Consider the following 14,867-nt stretch of genomic DNA (forward strand, 5'->3'; position numbering starts at 1 on the left):
GTTGCTGTTGCTTGGTGATGATGAACTCGGCCAGCAGCTCGGCATCCGAATGGCCTTCCCATAAGCCGAAGGAATCCTGAGTACGAATGAGCCGCAGGAGGCATTTGACGAACGGGGAAGCAAGGGCTTCTTCGTCATTGTTGACAGCAGGGCCAACCGGTTCATGAGGAATTTCGTTGTTCGTCATTTCAGTCTTCGTCTTCGAGGTACGATTTCCTTTTCCTGCGATGCCCACTCCGGGTCCACTTGCGTGGCCGACGAATGGCTTGGGCGGGCCAACCCCAAGAGTGCCCGTGGCCGACCTCCACATGTCCACGAGTGCGAGACCTACGGCGCGAATTCGCGGCGCACATCGTCTGCGCCGCGATCCGACCGGTGGTCAACGCAATTGAAATCCAACCTGCCGCAAGCCGCCGCCCTGCTGCATCGACATACTTGCTGCGAAGAGAGCCTCGTGGGCGGATTGGCCAGTGTTCAATTCCAATTGTCAGTCCCTTCGCGATTCTTGCTCAGGAAGTGACTGCGTTTTGAGTTTCGGGTGCCTTCTTTTGCGGAGCCACACAAAGATCCGCGCGACAGGCAGGCTCACCCGTGTAGTTGGCCAGTGCTTGGAGCAATGGGGTAAGATAGTACTGTTTGGTGTGGTCCGGAATTGGCCCCAGCCGGTCCACCGATTTCAGTGCCACCTCGATCAACTCGATTGCGCGATCTTTGTTGCCGCTCTCGTAATAATACTGAGCTACCGGGAGGTACCGGAGGTATTTAAACGGGCCATCGCCGTTCGGGGGATTGAGTGCCAGTATCTGTTCCGAGAGCTCGTTGCCCATCGCAAAGCGCTCCGCGCGCGGAAGATGGGAATTGTCCATCGTGGGATCGAAGAGTTGGTTGAGGGCCAAGGCCATCCACGACACCGCGTCGGACGTTTTGTCGATCGCGTCCTCGACCAATTCTCGCATGACCGGCATGCCGGTCTTGATGTCGCGCAGCTTGTGAAGCAGAAGATCCGCATGAATCTGCCGGAACTCACAAGAGTCTGGCATCAAGGCGAGGCCTTCTTCGATGGCCAAGAGCGCCGCCGTCCAATCCTCGGCCTGCATCGCCGGCTCAAGTTTGGCGTATATCGGCCCGGTAAGCGACATTTCGCGCGCTGCAAGTTGGTTATGCGCGATGCGCTTTGCATCGGCGGCTTTCGCTTCATAGCTGCTGCGCCAGCTGCCGTTAAGGACTTTCGGCAAAACGTCATCGAGTTCCGCCGGGTGGCCGATAAAAGCGATGTGGCCGTCGCGGTCGACCACGAACGAGGTGGGAATCCCAATCGAAGAGCTGGGATCCATCCAGAGCTTGTTCATTTCGCCAATGTAATCGAACCCGATACGATAATTCAGATTCGGGAACTTCTCGGTCAGCCAGGCATCCACGTTGGTCCGCGCCTCGTCTGCGGTAGGACCCTGTTCGCAGGCGGCAACTCCGACCGCCTCAAATCCGCTGCCTTCATATTTCTCCTGCAGTTCGATCAAATGGGGCATGGCGTCGACACATGGTCCGCACCGAGTCGCCCAAAACTCAACGAGGTAGACCTTGCCGGGCCGAAAGTTCGTGAGGGGCTCGCCACGCAGCCAGTTCTCCACTTTGATCGCAGGAGCCGGGGACCCCATACGCAGTTCCATCTTGGTGTCCAAAGTCATTCCACACCTTTCGTCTCTTTTGTCGCGGAATATTTTCCAGTCAAAATCGGACACGGTCTCGAGGGCATCGCTCCCTCTGGCTTGCTTCAGCGAAGCTCTCACCGTGTTGCCGCACATCAAGCTGCAACGGAGGTGCCAATTCCCTCAGCTCCGGTAAGCGGCGGGAAATGCTTTGAAATTCTCCACGAGGCCAAATGCGGCCGATTGTCGTGAACCCGACATGTCTTCTGCCGCTGTCGGGTTTCGCCCTATCACTCTTGAGAGCTTGGACGGCTCGCCTGTGATTAGACTGGCCTCGGTCCTCGAGCAGTGGCAGTTTGGCGCCAGTTCGAAAGCGCGAACTCGCCGGCTTGGTCCTCGTGCCGCCACCGCCGCGTGTGGATTCTTGCCCCGGAGTCAAAATTCGCCTCGCGGTTGCCAACGGCGGCATGCGCTCAATGCGCGTGGCGTTGAGCCCCGACAGCACGTAATGGTACCAATTAGTGGATGCCCGTCGCTGCCTCCACTTCTCCAGCCAAGCGCTCGAACGACGCTACCTACCCACGTTCGAGCGCGACCGCGGAATCGCAGACTGCCGAACGTCAGCCGTTGCGAAAGGTGTAGCCGTACCCGTTGATCGCCGGCGCGCCGCCTAGATGTGCGTAGAGGACCCTCGATCCCTGTGGAAAGAAGCCCCTCTGGACGAGGTCGATCATCCCTTGCATCGATTTGCCCTCGTAAACGGGGTCCGTAATCATGCCCTCGAGCCGCGCGCACAAACGGATTGCCTCTTTGGTTTCCTCCGATGGAACGCCATAACCCGGGTACGCGTAGTCCATGAACAACACCACGTCTGCCTCGACAATTTCCGCTCCGAGGTGGACGAGCTTCGCTGTATTTTGGGCGATGCCAAGCACCTGCGCCTTGGTCTTGGCGGGCATGGCGGAGGCATCGATACCGATCACGTTGCGCTGTCGACCATCCTTGGCGAACCCGACGAGCATGCCGCCGTGGGTTGAACCAGTCACCGTACAGACGACGATATAGTCGAAGGCAAACCCAAGCTGCTCTTCCTGGGCACGCACCTCCTCAGCGAACCCCACATAGCCCAGGCCGCCGTATTTGTGGACAGAGGCGCCGGCAGGTATCGCATATGGCCTGCCGCCCCTTGCCTTGACTTCATAAAGTGCCTTTTCCCAGCTGCGGCGGATGCCGATGTCAAAGCCCTCGTCAACCAGGCGCACCTCTGCCCCCATGATGCGGCTCAAGAGGATATTGCCGACCCGGTCGTAGACAGCATCATCATGTGGGACCCAGCTCTCCTGGACCAGGAGGCATTTCATGCCGATCTTGGCGGCGACCGCAGCGACCATGCGCGTATGGTTGGACTGCACGCCACCGATTGTGACGAGCGTATCGGCATCTGACGCGATCGCGTCGGGCACAATGTATTCGAGCTTGCGCAGCTTGTTTCCGCCGAACGCGAGACCGGAGTTGCAGTCCTCGCGTTTGACGTAGATTTCCACCTTGTCGCCCAGATGCTTGCCGAGGCGGTCGAGCCTCTCGATCGGCGTGGGTCCAAAGGTGAGCGGATAACGTTCGAATTTTTCCAGCATGCTATCTCCAGCAAAAAAGTACCTGAACCGGCTACGCACCGGTCAGCCCAGGGGTATGTGTGATCAAAGACACCCGTCTTTCGAAGCGGGTGCAGAAGTCCGGTAGTGCAGCACCGAGTTTGTCATTGCGACAAGCACACCGCATCCAGCGTGCTGCGATGACTCTTATGTGCCTAATCGACCAACCACCCGCATCTCCCGGCCTAAGGACACCGAATGTGGTCGCGTGTTAGCCGAACACAGATTCCCTATACGATCAGCTCAGTCATCAGAGGGTGACCAAAATTGGTGTGGGTCTGAGCACTGATCCTGTCATCCGCGCATCAAAGCAGCGGCACATGCTGGGCATTCGACCAAGCCGGGACACAGCTGAAAATTGCATTCCGCAGTTGATCAGAGTCAGACGACTGGTACCCGAGCTTTCCTGTAACCATCGGCATGCTGGCCCCTGTGGCGAGTTCCACGAGCGCGGCTAGAGGACTGCCAGATCAGAAAGAGCACGCGGCCGAAGTAGCCGGCCTGAAGCAGCAGCGAACAGGCCAGCGTCGTGACGACTGCCACACGGAGCGAATCCAAAGCGAAGTAAACCATCGACGCATTGCTGCACAGGACCAGCCTCACGAGCCGACAAAAAGATGAAGTGCACGCCGCTCCCCTGGTTTTCGCCAGATCATGTTGCGAGCCCGTCGGCCGCAACATGCGTCTGGCAGTTCTTGGGGCAGACGCGGCCGCAGGCTCCGCAGCCGATGCAGCGGCCGGCATCATCGACAACCATGATCATGCGATTGAGCTTGCCGTCGAAATCATCGTCCTCGTCATCGCAGGGGCCGAGGATTTCACCCGCATCATCGACGCCGTGAAGATGCATGACATCGCGCGAGCAGACCTTGAAACAACGGCAGCAGCCGATGCAGGTGTTGCTATCGATGGAGGTCAGGTACGACGGCATCCAAATGGAGCCGTCACGGGTGGTGAATGTGCGCATCATCCTAAATTCTTCATTGAAGCGAGTTCTCTCTTGGCAACATCCAACTCGGCATAAACGGCTTGGGTTTTCTCGGCGACTTCCTGTATGTCGGCCCACTTGCCCGGCAGACCCTCGACGAGGTCCTGCAATGCCATCTTGGCAATAGCTGCACGCAACTGGAGCTTTCAGACTTTCTTCCTCATCCTATCTAGGTCTGACATAGATCCTTCCTGGAACAATGGTTTTCTTGATGCGCTCCATCTCGGGCTAGGCTTCAATGGCTGCAGTCGCATCGTCGACCAGTTTCGTACCGGCCTCAGCAAGTTTGCGGAAAGTCTCGAAGCCGAACCGGTGGACGTCTCGACAGAACGCCCAACCGCCGGAAGCCCCCACGGGTTTCATTTCTATTGTCGGCGACGTCGACACGCCGGAGCGCTCCTCGATCGCAAGCGCTACGGCGGTGTAAAACATGTCGAGCCTCCACAGCGCGTCAGGATCGGGATCGCCGCCAAAGGGTACCGCACGTTGCTGTTGCTTGGTGATGATGAACTCGGCCAGCAGCTCGGCATCCGAATGGCCTTCCCATAAGCCGAAGGAATCCTGAGTACGAATGAGCCGCAGGAGGCATTTGACGAACGGGGAAGCAAGGGCCTCGTCGTCCTTGTGGACAGCAGGGCCAACCGGTTCATGAGGAATTTCGCTTTTCCTCAATTTCAGTACTCCTCTTGAAGGACGATCTCTTTTTCTGCGATGTGTGGTTCGGGCGCTTGCGTGGGCGGGGAATGGCTTGGGCGAGCCGATCCCACGCAACAGTGTCCCGTGGCCGACCTCGAGCACGTCCACCAGTGCGAGACCTTTCACCGCGGCGCGAACGCCTGCGCCGCGGTTCGACCCGAGGTAAACGCAATGGAAATTCCACCTGCCGCAAGCCGCGCACTTTTGCGGCATCGACGTTCTTGCTGCGAAGTGCGCCTGGGCGGGCGGATTTGCCGGTGTTCAATTCCAATTGTCATGCCCTTCGCGATCCTTGCTCAGGAAGTGACAGCGTTTTGAGTTTCGGAAGTCTTGTTTTGCGGAGCCACACAGAGACCCGCGTGACAGGCAGGCTCACCCGTGTAGTTGGCCAGGGCTTGGAGCAACGAGGTGAGGTAGCGCTGTTTGGTTTGGTCCGGCACTGGCTCCGAATGGTCCAGCGATTTGATTGCCACCTCGATCAACTCGATCGCCCGGTCCTTGTTGCCGCTCTCGTAATAATACTGAGCGACCGGGAAGTAACACCCGAATTTAAAGGGTCCATCGCCTTGCGGAGGATTAAGTTCCAGGATCTGTTCGGAGAGCTCCTTGCCCATCGCAAAGCGATCATCATGCGGAAGATGGGAGTTGTCGATCGTGGGATGGAAGAGTTGGTTCAGCGCCATCACCACCCAAGACATCGCTTCGAACTTTTTGTTGATCGCGTCCTCGACCAATTCGCGCATAAGCGGCAAGCCGGTTTTGATGTCGCGCAGCTTGTGAAGCAGAAGATCCGCATGAACCCGCCGAAAATCAAAAGAGTCTGGTATCACGGCGAGGCCTTCTTCGATGGCCAATAGTGCCGCTGCCCAATCCTCGTCCTGCATCGCCGGCCCAAGTTTGGCGTATATCGGCCGACTCAGCGACGATTCGCGCACACGCGAGATTCGCTTTGCATCGACGGCTTTCGCTTCATAGCTGCTGCGCCAGCTGCCGTTAAGGACTTTCGGCAAAACGTCATCGAGAGGTGCCGGGTGGCCGATATAAGCGATGTGGCCGTCGCGGTCGACCACGAACGAGGTGGGAATCCCGAACGAAGAGCTGGGTTCCAGCCAGAGCTTTTTCATTTCGCCAGTGCAATCGAACGCTGTCCGATAATTCAGATTCGGGAACTTCTCGGTCAGCCAAGCATCCACGTTGGTCCGCGCTTCGTCCGCGGTTGCAGCCTTTTCGCAAGCTGCGACTCCGATAATCTCAAATCCGCTGTCTTTATATTTCTCCTGCAGTTCGATCAAATGGGGCATGGCGTGGACACATGGTCGGCACCAAGTCGCCCAAAATTCAACGAGGTAGACCTTGCCGGGCCGAAGGCTCGTGAGGGGCTCGCCACGCAGCCAGTTCTCCACTTTCAGCGCAGGAGCCGGGGACCCCATACGCAGTTCCATCTTGGTGTCCAAAGTCATTCCACACCTTTCGTCTCTTTTGTCGCGGAATATTTTCCAGTCAAAATCGGACACGGTCTCGAGGGCATTGCTCCCTCTCGCTTGCTTCAGCGAAGCTCTCACCGTGTTGCCGCACATCAAGCACGGCAAAGGGCATGCCAACCCTTCTTAGCTTCGGCAAGCGCCGGTACCGCCTTGAATAAGCGAGCCCTAACATGGCCAGCTGACGTTAACCTGAATGTCGGCTTTCGACGGCTCACCTTAGCGGCTGCCGTTTAGGAAGGTGAGAGTTTGGCTGGCCCGCTGGCGATAAGACCGGCTTCGGCGTCCTGGAGTAGTCGCACTTCGGCGATGGGGTCGAAAGTGCGGGAGAGGCTCGGTACCCTTGCAGCCACCGCCGCATGTGGCCCGGCGTCATAATTCGCGTCGCGGTTGCCAACGGCGGCGTTGGGCTCGATCCACGTGGCGTTGAGCCCGACAGCACGTAAAGCTGCATCGTGATTGAATGCCCTTTGCTGTTTCACGCCAAGCAGGAGTCGCGCGACGCTACCTTGCTCAAGCGCGAGCAGAGCGATCTGACGCCGTAGGAATATTGCTCGTCCCGCTTTTGCCGCCAGAGGCGGAAATCTTTCCTGAATGCCACCGCCGATCATCAATATCGACGAATCATATCCCGCTGCCCATTTGTTCGACTCCGAGGTCGGGCCAGCACTCCGTCAAGGGACGGTTGATGAACCCTAGATGCTCGGGATTGGCGCATGGCGCGCGCCGCAGAAGGCTGTCAAGGATGCGGCGCGCTCGCCAGGCCAGCAGCCCAAAGTTCGGATCAGCCAGCCCGCGCTGTCCAAGGCAGGCGTTCTGAACGAAAAGGCGTCGGTCTCGCGGTCCGTCCCAGTACACCGAAAAATCCTCGCCGATGGCGAGCTCATTGCCGATCTGTTCGAGGCGATCTGCGATCGGTTCTAGGAAACCCGGCAGCGGTTTCTCGTACCCGGTGGCCAGGATGACGATATCGGCGGTTACTTCTCCGATGTTGTCCAAGCCGCGTTGCAGCGTGAGCCTGTGCCCTGCTCCGGCATTGATGCAGCGCGACACGTTGCAACTTGGCCGCAATGTGATCTCGCATTGGTGTGGCTCGAGAAAGGCGTGGTGGTAGAGCGCCTGATAGACCGCGCGCAACTTGCTTTCTGAAATGCCCTCGGAGGCAAGCGCGAAACGCCGCAGGAACAGCTGTCGATGCACCTCGCTCATCGCAGCAAAACGATCCGAGAAGCATGGCGTGAACAGCCCGTTTGTGAACGCGTGGTCGTCGAAAGGCATCTCGCGCGTCAAGACCCATGTGATCGCCGCGGGCCGCCGTTCTTTCGGCCGGCCGACAAGGTGCAGTAGCAGCTCGGCTCCCGACTGTCCGCCGCCAACAACGCAGACATGCTTTTTTTGCACCTCAGGATTGATGTGGGCCAACTCAGATGAGTGGAACAGGTTGGGTCCAGTCCAGCCATGAAACTGAGGCGGAATTTGCGCCTGCTTGCCTATGTCGATGACGAGGTTTCTTGCATCAAGGACCGCGTTGTCCGTCCGCACGCGAAACTCGCCGTCAAAGCGGATTTCGCGAACGGCCTCGCCGCCACGGACAAGCGGATTCTTCTGGAACGCCCAGTTGAGATATTGGGCGAACTCGGCTCTAAGCACCCCGTGAAATTGCGCATTGAGGAAATTGTAAAGACGCCCGTTCTCGTGGAGGTAGTTTACGAATGTGTAGGCTGATCGCGGATTGACCAGAGTAACCAGATCCTGGAAGTGGCCGACCTGGAGCTCCGCGCAATCGAAAGCGCTGCCTGGATGTCCTCGGAAATCGACCTCCCGGTCCAGGAACAGTGCCCCTTGCGCAATCTCTTCCTGTATCTGACACGCAAGGCTCAAATTAGATGGTCCAGCACCCACACCAATACAAAAGAGGTCCACTTATCCTTACTCCTCTAGGAGTGTTTTCCAACTCAGCGGCATGTTGACGTCGATCGCCGGGCATTGAGCAATGCGAACCTCACAAGCATGCTTGAGCCGCGGTCCCGACTGAGAGGACAGCAAAAGCGTGTGCCGCCTTCCAGGTCTTGGGCTCAATGTCGGCGGCATCGACAGCGGCGCGGCGTGATCCGAACCCAAGAGCAGAAGGAAAGTGTGTGATGCTGTCGCGCGGCTCTTCCGGATCTTACGGCGGCTTCTAGCGCCGGCCTCCACCCCAGGAGTGGCTGTTTCCCTGCCACGACGGAAGCGGCTCTTTCTTTCGAGGGGCGTAACCATGGATAACGGCTCTTAATGCTTTCGGAGACTCCCATGCATGCGGCGTGCCGGATAAAGACCTGTCAAACCAACGAGTTCGCGCAGTTCCAGCTCGTCTGGAATCCGACATTGTCGCACGCCCGACGATCGGGCAGGGGAAGCTCCGCGGCAGCGGCCCTTGCACACCGCAGGCTGACAGGGACAGCCGCCGATTTGACGCGCGTCCGGGTACTGATAAGGGGCCTTCCAACAGGGTTCGCGCACGAGGCGGGGTCTCCTGGTACACCCGCCCTGTGGCTTGGCTGCGGTCTGCTGCAGCCGTTCGTCTTTACTGCCCGTTGCGGACGATCTCGCACGAGTTGGTTCACGAGAGCGTCGTGAAGCAGTCGAGGCGTCCGGTTTGGCTCTGACAAGCGTCGCAAGATGTTCGCGGATCCAGCCATGTCTCCGCAATCCGACCGGTAACCGACGACGACTTCGGACTGGTTGGCGGTCCTACGACCTGATCGGTGTTCCTACGGAGCTGATCAGCGAGCCAAAAACAGCGGCAATGTGGTCTTCCCAAAGCTCCAGCTCGGCGGACCGCCGAAAATCCGCTCACGCAGCCCACGGCTGCCATAAGCACCCATGACCATCATGTCAGCACAGATGTCGTTCGCGTGCTGGGTCAGCACTGTGCCCGCCGATTTGCCGGCGCTCTTAAGCAGGTCAACGGAGACCCGAGCACCGTGCCGAGTAAGATAGGCAGCGATGTCAGCTCCAGACTGCGCGCCTTTCCCGTTGTTTTGCGCCTTTGGATCGACCATAGCGACACAGACTTCCTTGGCAGCGGATAGGATACTAAGAGCTTCCCGAACCGCACGCGAGGCCTCTACACGCGAATCCCAGCCGACCAGCACGCGTCGAGGCGACAGCGTCGCCTTAACGCCCTTCGGCACGATGAGCACCGGCTTTCCGCTATCGAACAAGCAGCCGTTGACAACAGGAGGTCCGAGAGTCTCATCGTTGAGGAGGTCTCCTCCAACGATCGTCAGGTCAGCGCAGAGCGCCCGCTGTCGTGCCACTTCACCGAGGCTAGCCGGATCGCAATAGTCGGTGTCAACGTCACAGGAAAGCGACATAGCTTTCAGCCTTTTGAGGATATCCGCGGACCGTCTTTCCATTCTGGTCACGTCCTGTGAAAATTTCTCGATTTGCTGAAATCGATAGTTCGGTACTGCAATTGCCTGTGCACGTCCTGTATTCCATTCGGGGGGCGGAGACGACATCAAGAGCAATGGAGGCGGTATAATGAGTACCGATAGGTGCGCGCCGACCTGGGCACACAGTCCGGCAGCTGTTGTGAGGTCCTCATCAGAATGATCAGCACCCGTCACACTGAAGATGCTTTTAAATTCCATTTGCCTGCTTCTCCTGGTCTTCTTTAGGAGCGCCTCAAAGCGGCAACACCGCTCTCAGGAGGAAGAGAGAGCGGCACCACGTTCGATCACCGATTTCAGTCGTCCGGCTTCTCGAGCGAGTAGCCGGCCGACCTGACGGTGCGAATGACGCTGCCGGGCAAGGCCGTTTTCAGCGCCCTCCTGATTCGGCTGATATGGACATCGACGGTGCGTGCACCGACATGAATGTTGGGCAGCCAGGCCGCCCCGATAAGCTCGTCCCGGCTGAAGACCTTGCCGGGGGCCTCAATCATAAGCCGCAGCACGTTGAAATCGATCCGTCCGAGATGGATGTCGTGGCCATTACCGCGAACCCGATGGGCATCGAGCTTCATCTCCAGGCCTCCACAACAAATCCAACTGTCGTTTTCAACCCCGTTCGGACCACGCTTGGTCAGCCCGAGCCTCGCCCGCAGGCAGTCGAGCAGCTTGGCCGGAGCCACCGGCCGCACAAAGCTCTCAACGCCTGCCTTCAAGAGATCGAGGTGCTGGTGCTCGGCGCCAGGCGCGATCAGGGCGATGATAGGCAGGTCGGTGGTGCGCGGTTCCCGCTTGAGGTGGGCGCAAATTGCGGACCCGTTTATGCTGGCTGGGTCGCAATCCAGCACTACGGCCTGAAGCTCCCGTTGTTCGGCCAAGGCCAGCGCAGCCTTCGCGCCGTCTGCCGTCTCACTGCTGAAACCGTCAACCTCCAGTATGTGGCTGTAGAGCAGATAGAACTCGGCATCTTGCGAGCAGATCAGGACCAGCGGCTTCTTCATCGGCGATACCCCAACAACCTGGTCGGCCTCGAGTCCCTGGATCGAGGGGACTGGCCAACATAGTTTCTCGGGTCCGTCATGATGGCCTTTCTCGAAAATCGCGCCCATCATGCCAGCGCCACGTGGGGAAAGGTTTCGATGACTGAAATCGCATCGTCGACCAGCTTCGTACCGGCCGTGGCGAGCTTCAGGAGCGTCTCGAAGCCAAACCGGTGGACATCGCGCAGCGTTTTGGACAAAACGACCAGCCGTCCGGTCGTGAAAAGCACCCGACCAAAACCCTCATGGCTCACCTGGATCATCGGCGATGCCATAAGGCCGCAGCGCTCCTCGATCGCAAGCCCGATGGCGGCGTAGTACTTGTCGAGCCTCCACAGCACGTCGGGATCGGGATCTCCGATGATTGGGATCCCTCGGCGCTGTTCCTTGGTAATGATGAAGTCGCCCAGCAGCTCAGCGTCCGCTTTGCGTTCCCACGAGCCGTAGGAATCCTGAGAACGGATCAGCCGCACGAGGCATTTGACGAACGGGGTGCAAAGAGCCGCCTCGTCTTCGGCGACAGCTGGGGGGATTGCGGGGTCAGGCATTGGCGTCCTCCTCTTTTCAGTCCTCGTCCTCGAAGGACGGTTTCTTTTCGGCAATGCCCGCTCGCGCCAGCACCTTGCGCAGCCAAGGCGGAGGACACGTCCTGAGCATCATCTGCGTGCGCAAGAGCACCTGTGGGATCGATTGGGGCTCCGCCACTTTGATCGGGTGGATTTTTGCCGCGACAAGCTTGGCTGCCGAAGGGCCGCCAATTGCCAGACAAAACAGGATCTGACAGCCCTTGAGCGCATCCACCTTTGGCGTGATGCGATCATCGCGCTCGGCCCGATGCTCCCCGCTTTCATCGGACACGTCATCGAAGGCCACGGCTTCTACGAGATTCCATTCCTCGCGCGTCACGTCGTAGACAGCAAAGCGCCTGGCCGACCCGAAATGGGCATTGAGGTCCTGCATGTCCTGAGTGGCGATCGCAACGCGCAATGCGCCCTTACGTCGTTCAGGCATCGGGGCGAAAACCTTATTACTGACCAGCGAGAGGCGGCGAACAGCGTTCATCGTGATATTTCTCGATTACGGAGTGGATCAAGCGCCTCAGGAGTGGGCGCGTGTTGGTTGGCCTGGAAGATGCTGGCGACCTCGAAGATCATGTCGCGGGTGCCCTGATAGAGAATTGCGAGCTTGTGCTGGCTGCCTAGTCGATCGAAGACCGGGAACCCGATGCGCATGAGCGGAATTCCGAGCCGCTCCGATGCTTGGCGCCCGTGCGAATGCGTGACAAGCAGGTCAGCACCGACGGCAAGACTTTCCAGATCGCCGAGATCGCCGATCTGAACCGAAACCGCCGGGACTTTCTTGAGAATTTTAGACCTGTCGGTCGTTGTGACGGCCGCGGCTATCTCGGAGCCGAGACCAGCAAAGAAGGTTGCAAGTTGGAACAGCTGGTCTGGTTCGGCAGCGATGGCAATTTTCTTGCCGCCGAAATGGAAATGTCCGTCGAGCATCGCGTCCTGCAATTGCGCCCGGCGCCGGCGCACGCGGGCCGGTACCGCCGCGCCCGAAATCGAAGACAGCAGCGACACGAAGCGGTCCGTGTCCTGCAGCCCAGTCAGTGACTGGAACAACACGTAAGGCACGCCGGTCAACCCGAGCAGCGCTTTCGCCGGGCGGCGCATGTGCTCACCGATGGCGATGCATCGCATGGCCGTACCCAACTCGCGAATGTCTTCGACGCTGGTGCCGCCGTATGTGGTCGCTACCCAGCGGTCAGGAACCGTACCGTCGAGCGAGCCTGAAATGTCGGGCAGAATAACCGGCTTGAGCCCAAAGCTTTCAACCATGTCCCGCATATGCTCGATGTCGGCGACAGAGAGGTTGCATCCGGGCAGGATTGCGATCTTCTTCGGGTGCCGCGCCCGTTCGCCCGAGCGCGTAATCCCTTCGATCATTGCGGTGACTGCCTTGGCCCAGCCCTCTTCGATCGCGCCGTCAAAATCCGGCGTGTTGGCCAGCACGACCTCCGTACCCGCAAGCTGTTGCGTGTGCTTCCGCATGATGTTGGCAATATCACCCGCGCAATCTTCGCCACGCGTCTCCACCAGCGCGGTCGTGCACACCCCGATCAGCGTTGGCTTCGTGCGGTTCTTGAGGTTGAGGATCGCCTCTTCCAGATGGTCGGCTGCGCCGAGGATGGTCGCCACCTCATCCATCGCCGTAGTCTGCAAGGGAATCGCTTCTTTGAAGTGCCGCACGAAGAGAACGAGCGCAAAGCTTGTGCAGCCTTGGCTGCCGTGGAACAGCGGCATCGCACCGTCGACGCCAAGAAAGGCAAAGGCGGCACCCAGCGGCTGCGACGACTTCAGCGGGTTGACTGCCGCCGATTTGCTCTGGGGAAGGATGCGGGCCATCGGTCGCCTCAACACTCGTGTGCCGTCGCGCAGGCGAATTCATCAAACAGGTACGCGGTCTCGTTCCTCGTGCACGGCAATTCGCCTATCAGCTCAGGCTGGCAATCCCACGGGGCCGGCTGGCGCACCTGAGACCAGATCGGATTGTGAATGGCGAGGTCGATCTGGCGTACGAGTTCCACCATGCCGTCATAGCCGGCATAAGGATGCTGGCGCTCCTGGTTGATATCGAGCCAGGGCGTCTTGGCCTTGAGCGCAATGAATTGCGTGCGACCGCCCGACAGCATGATATCGGCCCTGTGTTCAGAGAGCATGGCGTACAGCTCGCTCGCAGCCATGGATTCGAACATGTGCTTGTCGTGCTTGAGAACTTGTTTGATGCGCTCCTTGTCCTGCACCGTAGATTTCTTGATCGAGGTGCCGACGATCTCGATTCCGATCTCCATCAGCGCATGGACAACCGACCAGGACTTCACACCGCCTGTGTTGAGCAGCACGCGCTTGCCTTGGAGCCTTTGCCGGTAGGATTCGAGTTTCTTCCACGCGATCGCCTCCTGCTGCGCGATCAGCGTCTCTGTGCGCTCGAGGATCTCCGGATCGGCGCCCCTCCTCACCAGCAGCCTGACAAGGTTTCGAAGAGCTTGCGATGTGTCGGAGATGCCATAGAAGGAGCCCTCGAAGAACGGGATGTCCCAGCGCTCCTCCATCTTGCGGGCAAGACTGATCAGCGCGGTCGAGCACACCATCATTGCCGCCCGGGCGCGGTGCGCGGAAGCAATGTCGCGGTAACGCGCATCGCCAGGAATGCAGGCGCGCACCCGGATCCCGAGCCGATCGAGGAGCGGCTTTACAAGCCAGAATTCGCCCGAGAGGTTGAATTCGCCAAGGATGTTGATGTCGTAGGGTCCGGGGTCGTCGGGTTCGACCGTGCCGATGACATGATCGAGCAACGCCTCGGCGGCGAGCTTATTGCCGAGGTTCTTGGAGCCTGCCAGGCCAGGCGCATTGATCGGCACCACGGCCAAACCGAACTTTTCCGTGGCGCGTTTGCACACGGCCTCGATGTCGTCACCGATCAGCGCCGTTACGCAAGTCGAGTAGACGAAGATCGCTGGCGGCGCGTATGTGTGCTTGATCTCGCGGATCGCCTTGAAGAGTTTCCGCTCGCCCTGCCCCATCACCAGGTCGAGTTCGGTGAGGTCGGTCGTGAAGCTTGTCCGCCACAAGGTCGGCCCTGACGAAACCGCACCACGGTTGTCCCAAGAATTGCCTTCGCAGGCGAGCGGCGCATGGACCAGATGCGCAACGTCGGTGATCGGCTGCAGGACGATCTTGGCTCCGTCAAAGGCGCAGCCGCCGGCTGCCGCCCCTGGTGTCAGCGACTTCGAGCAGCCCTCCTTGCGCGCCTTGGCATCTTTGCCACGGTTCTTATCGCAGGCGGGCTCATCGAAGGCGTCCTTGATTTTGGCGCTGAGGGAGGACATTGCTCAGCCTCCCCAGTCCATTGGGCAAGGAA

The 14,867-nt window shown here is 59.2% G+C and carries 15 protein-coding genes and 1 pseudogene; all 16 read right to left on the reverse strand.

Features of this window, described 5'->3' with window-relative positions; translation table 11 throughout:
* Nucleotides 1–187: pseudogene (locus tag EOC93_RS12350) on the reverse strand (hypothetical protein); the annotation flags it as partial.
* A 322-nt stretch (nucleotides 188–509) separates the two neighbouring features.
* Nucleotides 510–1,667: a TlpA disulfide reductase family protein gene (locus EOC93_RS12355; RefSeq protein ID WP_127204741.1), complete on the reverse strand. Its 1,158-nt coding sequence runs from the start codon at nucleotides 1,665–1,667 to the stop codon at nucleotides 510–512.
* 599 nt (nucleotides 1,668–2,266) lie between these two features.
* Complete coding sequence (locus tag EOC93_RS12360; protein ID WP_024505903.1) at nucleotides 2,267–3,280, reverse strand: 1-aminocyclopropane-1-carboxylate deaminase; 1,014 nt, start codon at nucleotides 3,278–3,280, stop codon at nucleotides 2,267–2,269.
* A 399-nt stretch (nucleotides 3,281–3,679) separates the two neighbouring features.
* A complete protein-coding gene (locus EOC93_RS35550; protein ID WP_348627599.1) occupies nucleotides 3,680–4,045 on the reverse strand; it encodes an exopolysaccharide production repressor protein in 366 nt (121 codons plus the stop codon).
* Nucleotides 3,951–4,268: a ferredoxin III, nif-specific gene (gene fdxB, locus EOC93_RS12370; protein WP_206532231.1), complete on the reverse strand. Its 318-nt coding sequence runs from the start codon at nucleotides 4,266–4,268 to the stop codon at nucleotides 3,951–3,953. Before fdxB ends, EOC93_RS35550 begins: the two co-directional genes overlap by 95 nt.
* Nucleotides 4,265–4,423 carry a CCE_0567 family metalloprotein gene (locus EOC93_RS12375; RefSeq protein WP_224571204.1) on the reverse strand — a complete coding sequence of 53 codons (159 nt, stop codon included), beginning with the start codon at nucleotides 4,421–4,423 and terminating at the stop codon, nucleotides 4,265–4,267. Before EOC93_RS12375 ends, fdxB begins: the two co-directional genes overlap by 4 nt.
* 91 nt (nucleotides 4,424–4,514) lie before the next feature.
* Nucleotides 4,515–4,958, reverse strand: a complete 444-nt coding sequence (locus tag EOC93_RS12380) for a DUF269 domain-containing protein (RefSeq protein ID WP_245458169.1) — start codon at nucleotides 4,956–4,958, stop codon at nucleotides 4,515–4,517.
* Nucleotides 4,959–5,278: 320 nt separating this feature from the next.
* Entirely contained in the window at nucleotides 5,279–6,424 is a 1,146-nt protein-coding gene (locus EOC93_RS12385) for a TlpA disulfide reductase family protein (RefSeq protein ID WP_127204743.1), read from the reverse strand.
* Nucleotides 6,425–6,696: 272 nt separating this feature from the next.
* Nucleotides 6,697–7,074, reverse strand: a complete 378-nt coding sequence (locus tag EOC93_RS12390; RefSeq protein WP_024505270.1) for a hypothetical protein — start codon at nucleotides 7,072–7,074, stop codon at nucleotides 6,697–6,699.
* Between the two features lie 13 nt (nucleotides 7,075–7,087).
* Nucleotides 7,088–8,386 (reverse strand): SidA/IucD/PvdA family monooxygenase, encoded by a 1,299-nt coding sequence (locus EOC93_RS12395; RefSeq protein WP_063169368.1) that lies wholly within the window; start codon nucleotides 8,384–8,386, stop codon nucleotides 7,088–7,090.
* Nucleotides 8,387–9,228: 842 nt separating this feature from the next.
* The gene (locus EOC93_RS12400; RefSeq protein ID WP_127204744.1) at nucleotides 9,229–10,101 is read right to left on the reverse strand and encodes a universal stress protein; all 873 of its coding nucleotides are present in this window, start codon (nucleotides 10,099–10,101) and stop codon (nucleotides 9,229–9,231) included.
* Between the two features lie 95 nt (nucleotides 10,102–10,196).
* Nucleotides 10,197–10,901: a response regulator transcription factor gene (locus EOC93_RS12405; RefSeq protein WP_224571202.1), complete on the reverse strand. Its 705-nt coding sequence runs from the start codon at nucleotides 10,899–10,901 to the stop codon at nucleotides 10,197–10,199.
* Between the two features lie 107 nt (nucleotides 10,902–11,008).
* Nucleotides 11,009–11,488 (reverse strand): NifX-associated nitrogen fixation protein, encoded by a 480-nt coding sequence (locus EOC93_RS12410; protein ID WP_024505267.1) that lies wholly within the window; start codon nucleotides 11,486–11,488, stop codon nucleotides 11,009–11,011.
* A 16-nt stretch (nucleotides 11,489–11,504) separates the two neighbouring features.
* Nucleotides 11,505–12,002, reverse strand: coding sequence for a nitrogen fixation protein NifX (gene nifX / locus EOC93_RS12415; protein ID WP_127204745.1), 498 nt, complete (start codon nucleotides 12,000–12,002; stop codon nucleotides 11,505–11,507).
* A complete protein-coding gene (gene nifN / locus EOC93_RS12420; protein ID WP_126104986.1) occupies nucleotides 11,999–13,351 on the reverse strand; it encodes a nitrogenase iron-molybdenum cofactor biosynthesis protein NifN in 1,353 nt (450 codons plus the stop codon). The genes nifX and nifN overlap by 4 nt, the downstream gene beginning before the upstream one ends.
* A gap of 8 nt (nucleotides 13,352–13,359) precedes the next feature.
* Nucleotides 13,360–14,835, reverse strand: a complete 1,476-nt coding sequence (gene nifE / locus EOC93_RS12425) for a nitrogenase iron-molybdenum cofactor biosynthesis protein NifE (protein ID WP_127204746.1) — start codon at nucleotides 14,833–14,835, stop codon at nucleotides 13,360–13,362.
* Between the last annotated feature and the right edge of the window lie 32 nt (nucleotides 14,836–14,867).

Origin of the sequence: Mesorhizobium sp. M6A.T.Ce.TU.002.03.1.1, assembly GCF_003997275.1 — a bacterium.
Taxonomy (GTDB): Bacteria; Pseudomonadota; Alphaproteobacteria; order Rhizobiales; family Rhizobiaceae; genus Mesorhizobium; species Mesorhizobium mediterraneum.

What these genes read in the sequence shown, in the direction of transcription:
- EOC93_RS12390 (WP_024505270.1), bottom strand. Translation starts at nt 7,074, where the DNA reads ATGATCGGCGGTGGCATTCAGGAAAGATTTCCGCCTCTGGCGGCAAAA.
- EOC93_RS35550 (WP_348627599.1), bottom strand. Translation starts at nt 4,045, where the DNA reads ATGATGCCGGCCGCTGCATCGGCTGCGGAGCCTGCGGCCGCGTCTGCC.
- nifN (WP_126104986.1), bottom strand. Translation starts at nt 13,351, where the DNA reads ATGGCCCGCATCCTTCCCCAGAGCAAATCGGCGGCAGTCAACCCGCTG.
- EOC93_RS12385 (WP_127204743.1), bottom strand. Translation starts at nt 6,424, where the DNA reads ATGGAACTGCGTATGGGGTCCCCGGCTCCTGCGCTGAAAGTGGAGAAC.
- EOC93_RS12360 (WP_024505903.1), bottom strand. Translation starts at nt 3,280, where the DNA reads ATGCTGGAAAAATTCGAACGTTATCCGCTCACCTTTGGACCCACGCCG.
- EOC93_RS12410 (WP_024505267.1), bottom strand. Translation starts at nt 11,488, where the DNA reads ATGCCTGACCCCGCAATCCCCCCAGCTGTCGCCGAAGACGAGGCGGCT.
- nifX (WP_127204745.1), bottom strand. Translation starts at nt 12,002, where the DNA reads ATGAACGCTGTTCGCCGCCTCTCGCTGGTCAGTAATAAGGTTTTCGCC.
- nifE (WP_127204746.1), bottom strand. Translation starts at nt 14,835, where the DNA reads ATGTCCTCCCTCAGCGCCAAAATCAAGGACGCCTTCGATGAGCCCGCC.
- EOC93_RS12400 (WP_127204744.1), bottom strand. Translation starts at nt 10,101, where the DNA reads ATGGAATTTAAAAGCATCTTCAGTGTGACGGGTGCTGATCATTCTGAT.
- EOC93_RS12355 (WP_127204741.1), bottom strand. Translation starts at nt 1,667, where the DNA reads ATGGAACTGCGTATGGGGTCCCCGGCTCCTGCGATCAAAGTGGAGAAC.
- fdxB (WP_206532231.1), bottom strand. Translation starts at nt 4,268, where the DNA reads ATGATGCGCACATTCACCACCCGTGACGGCTCCATTTGGATGCCGTCG.
- EOC93_RS12405 (WP_224571202.1), bottom strand. Translation starts at nt 10,901, where the DNA reads ATGAAGAAGCCGCTGGTCCTGATCTGCTCGCAAGATGCCGAGTTCTAT.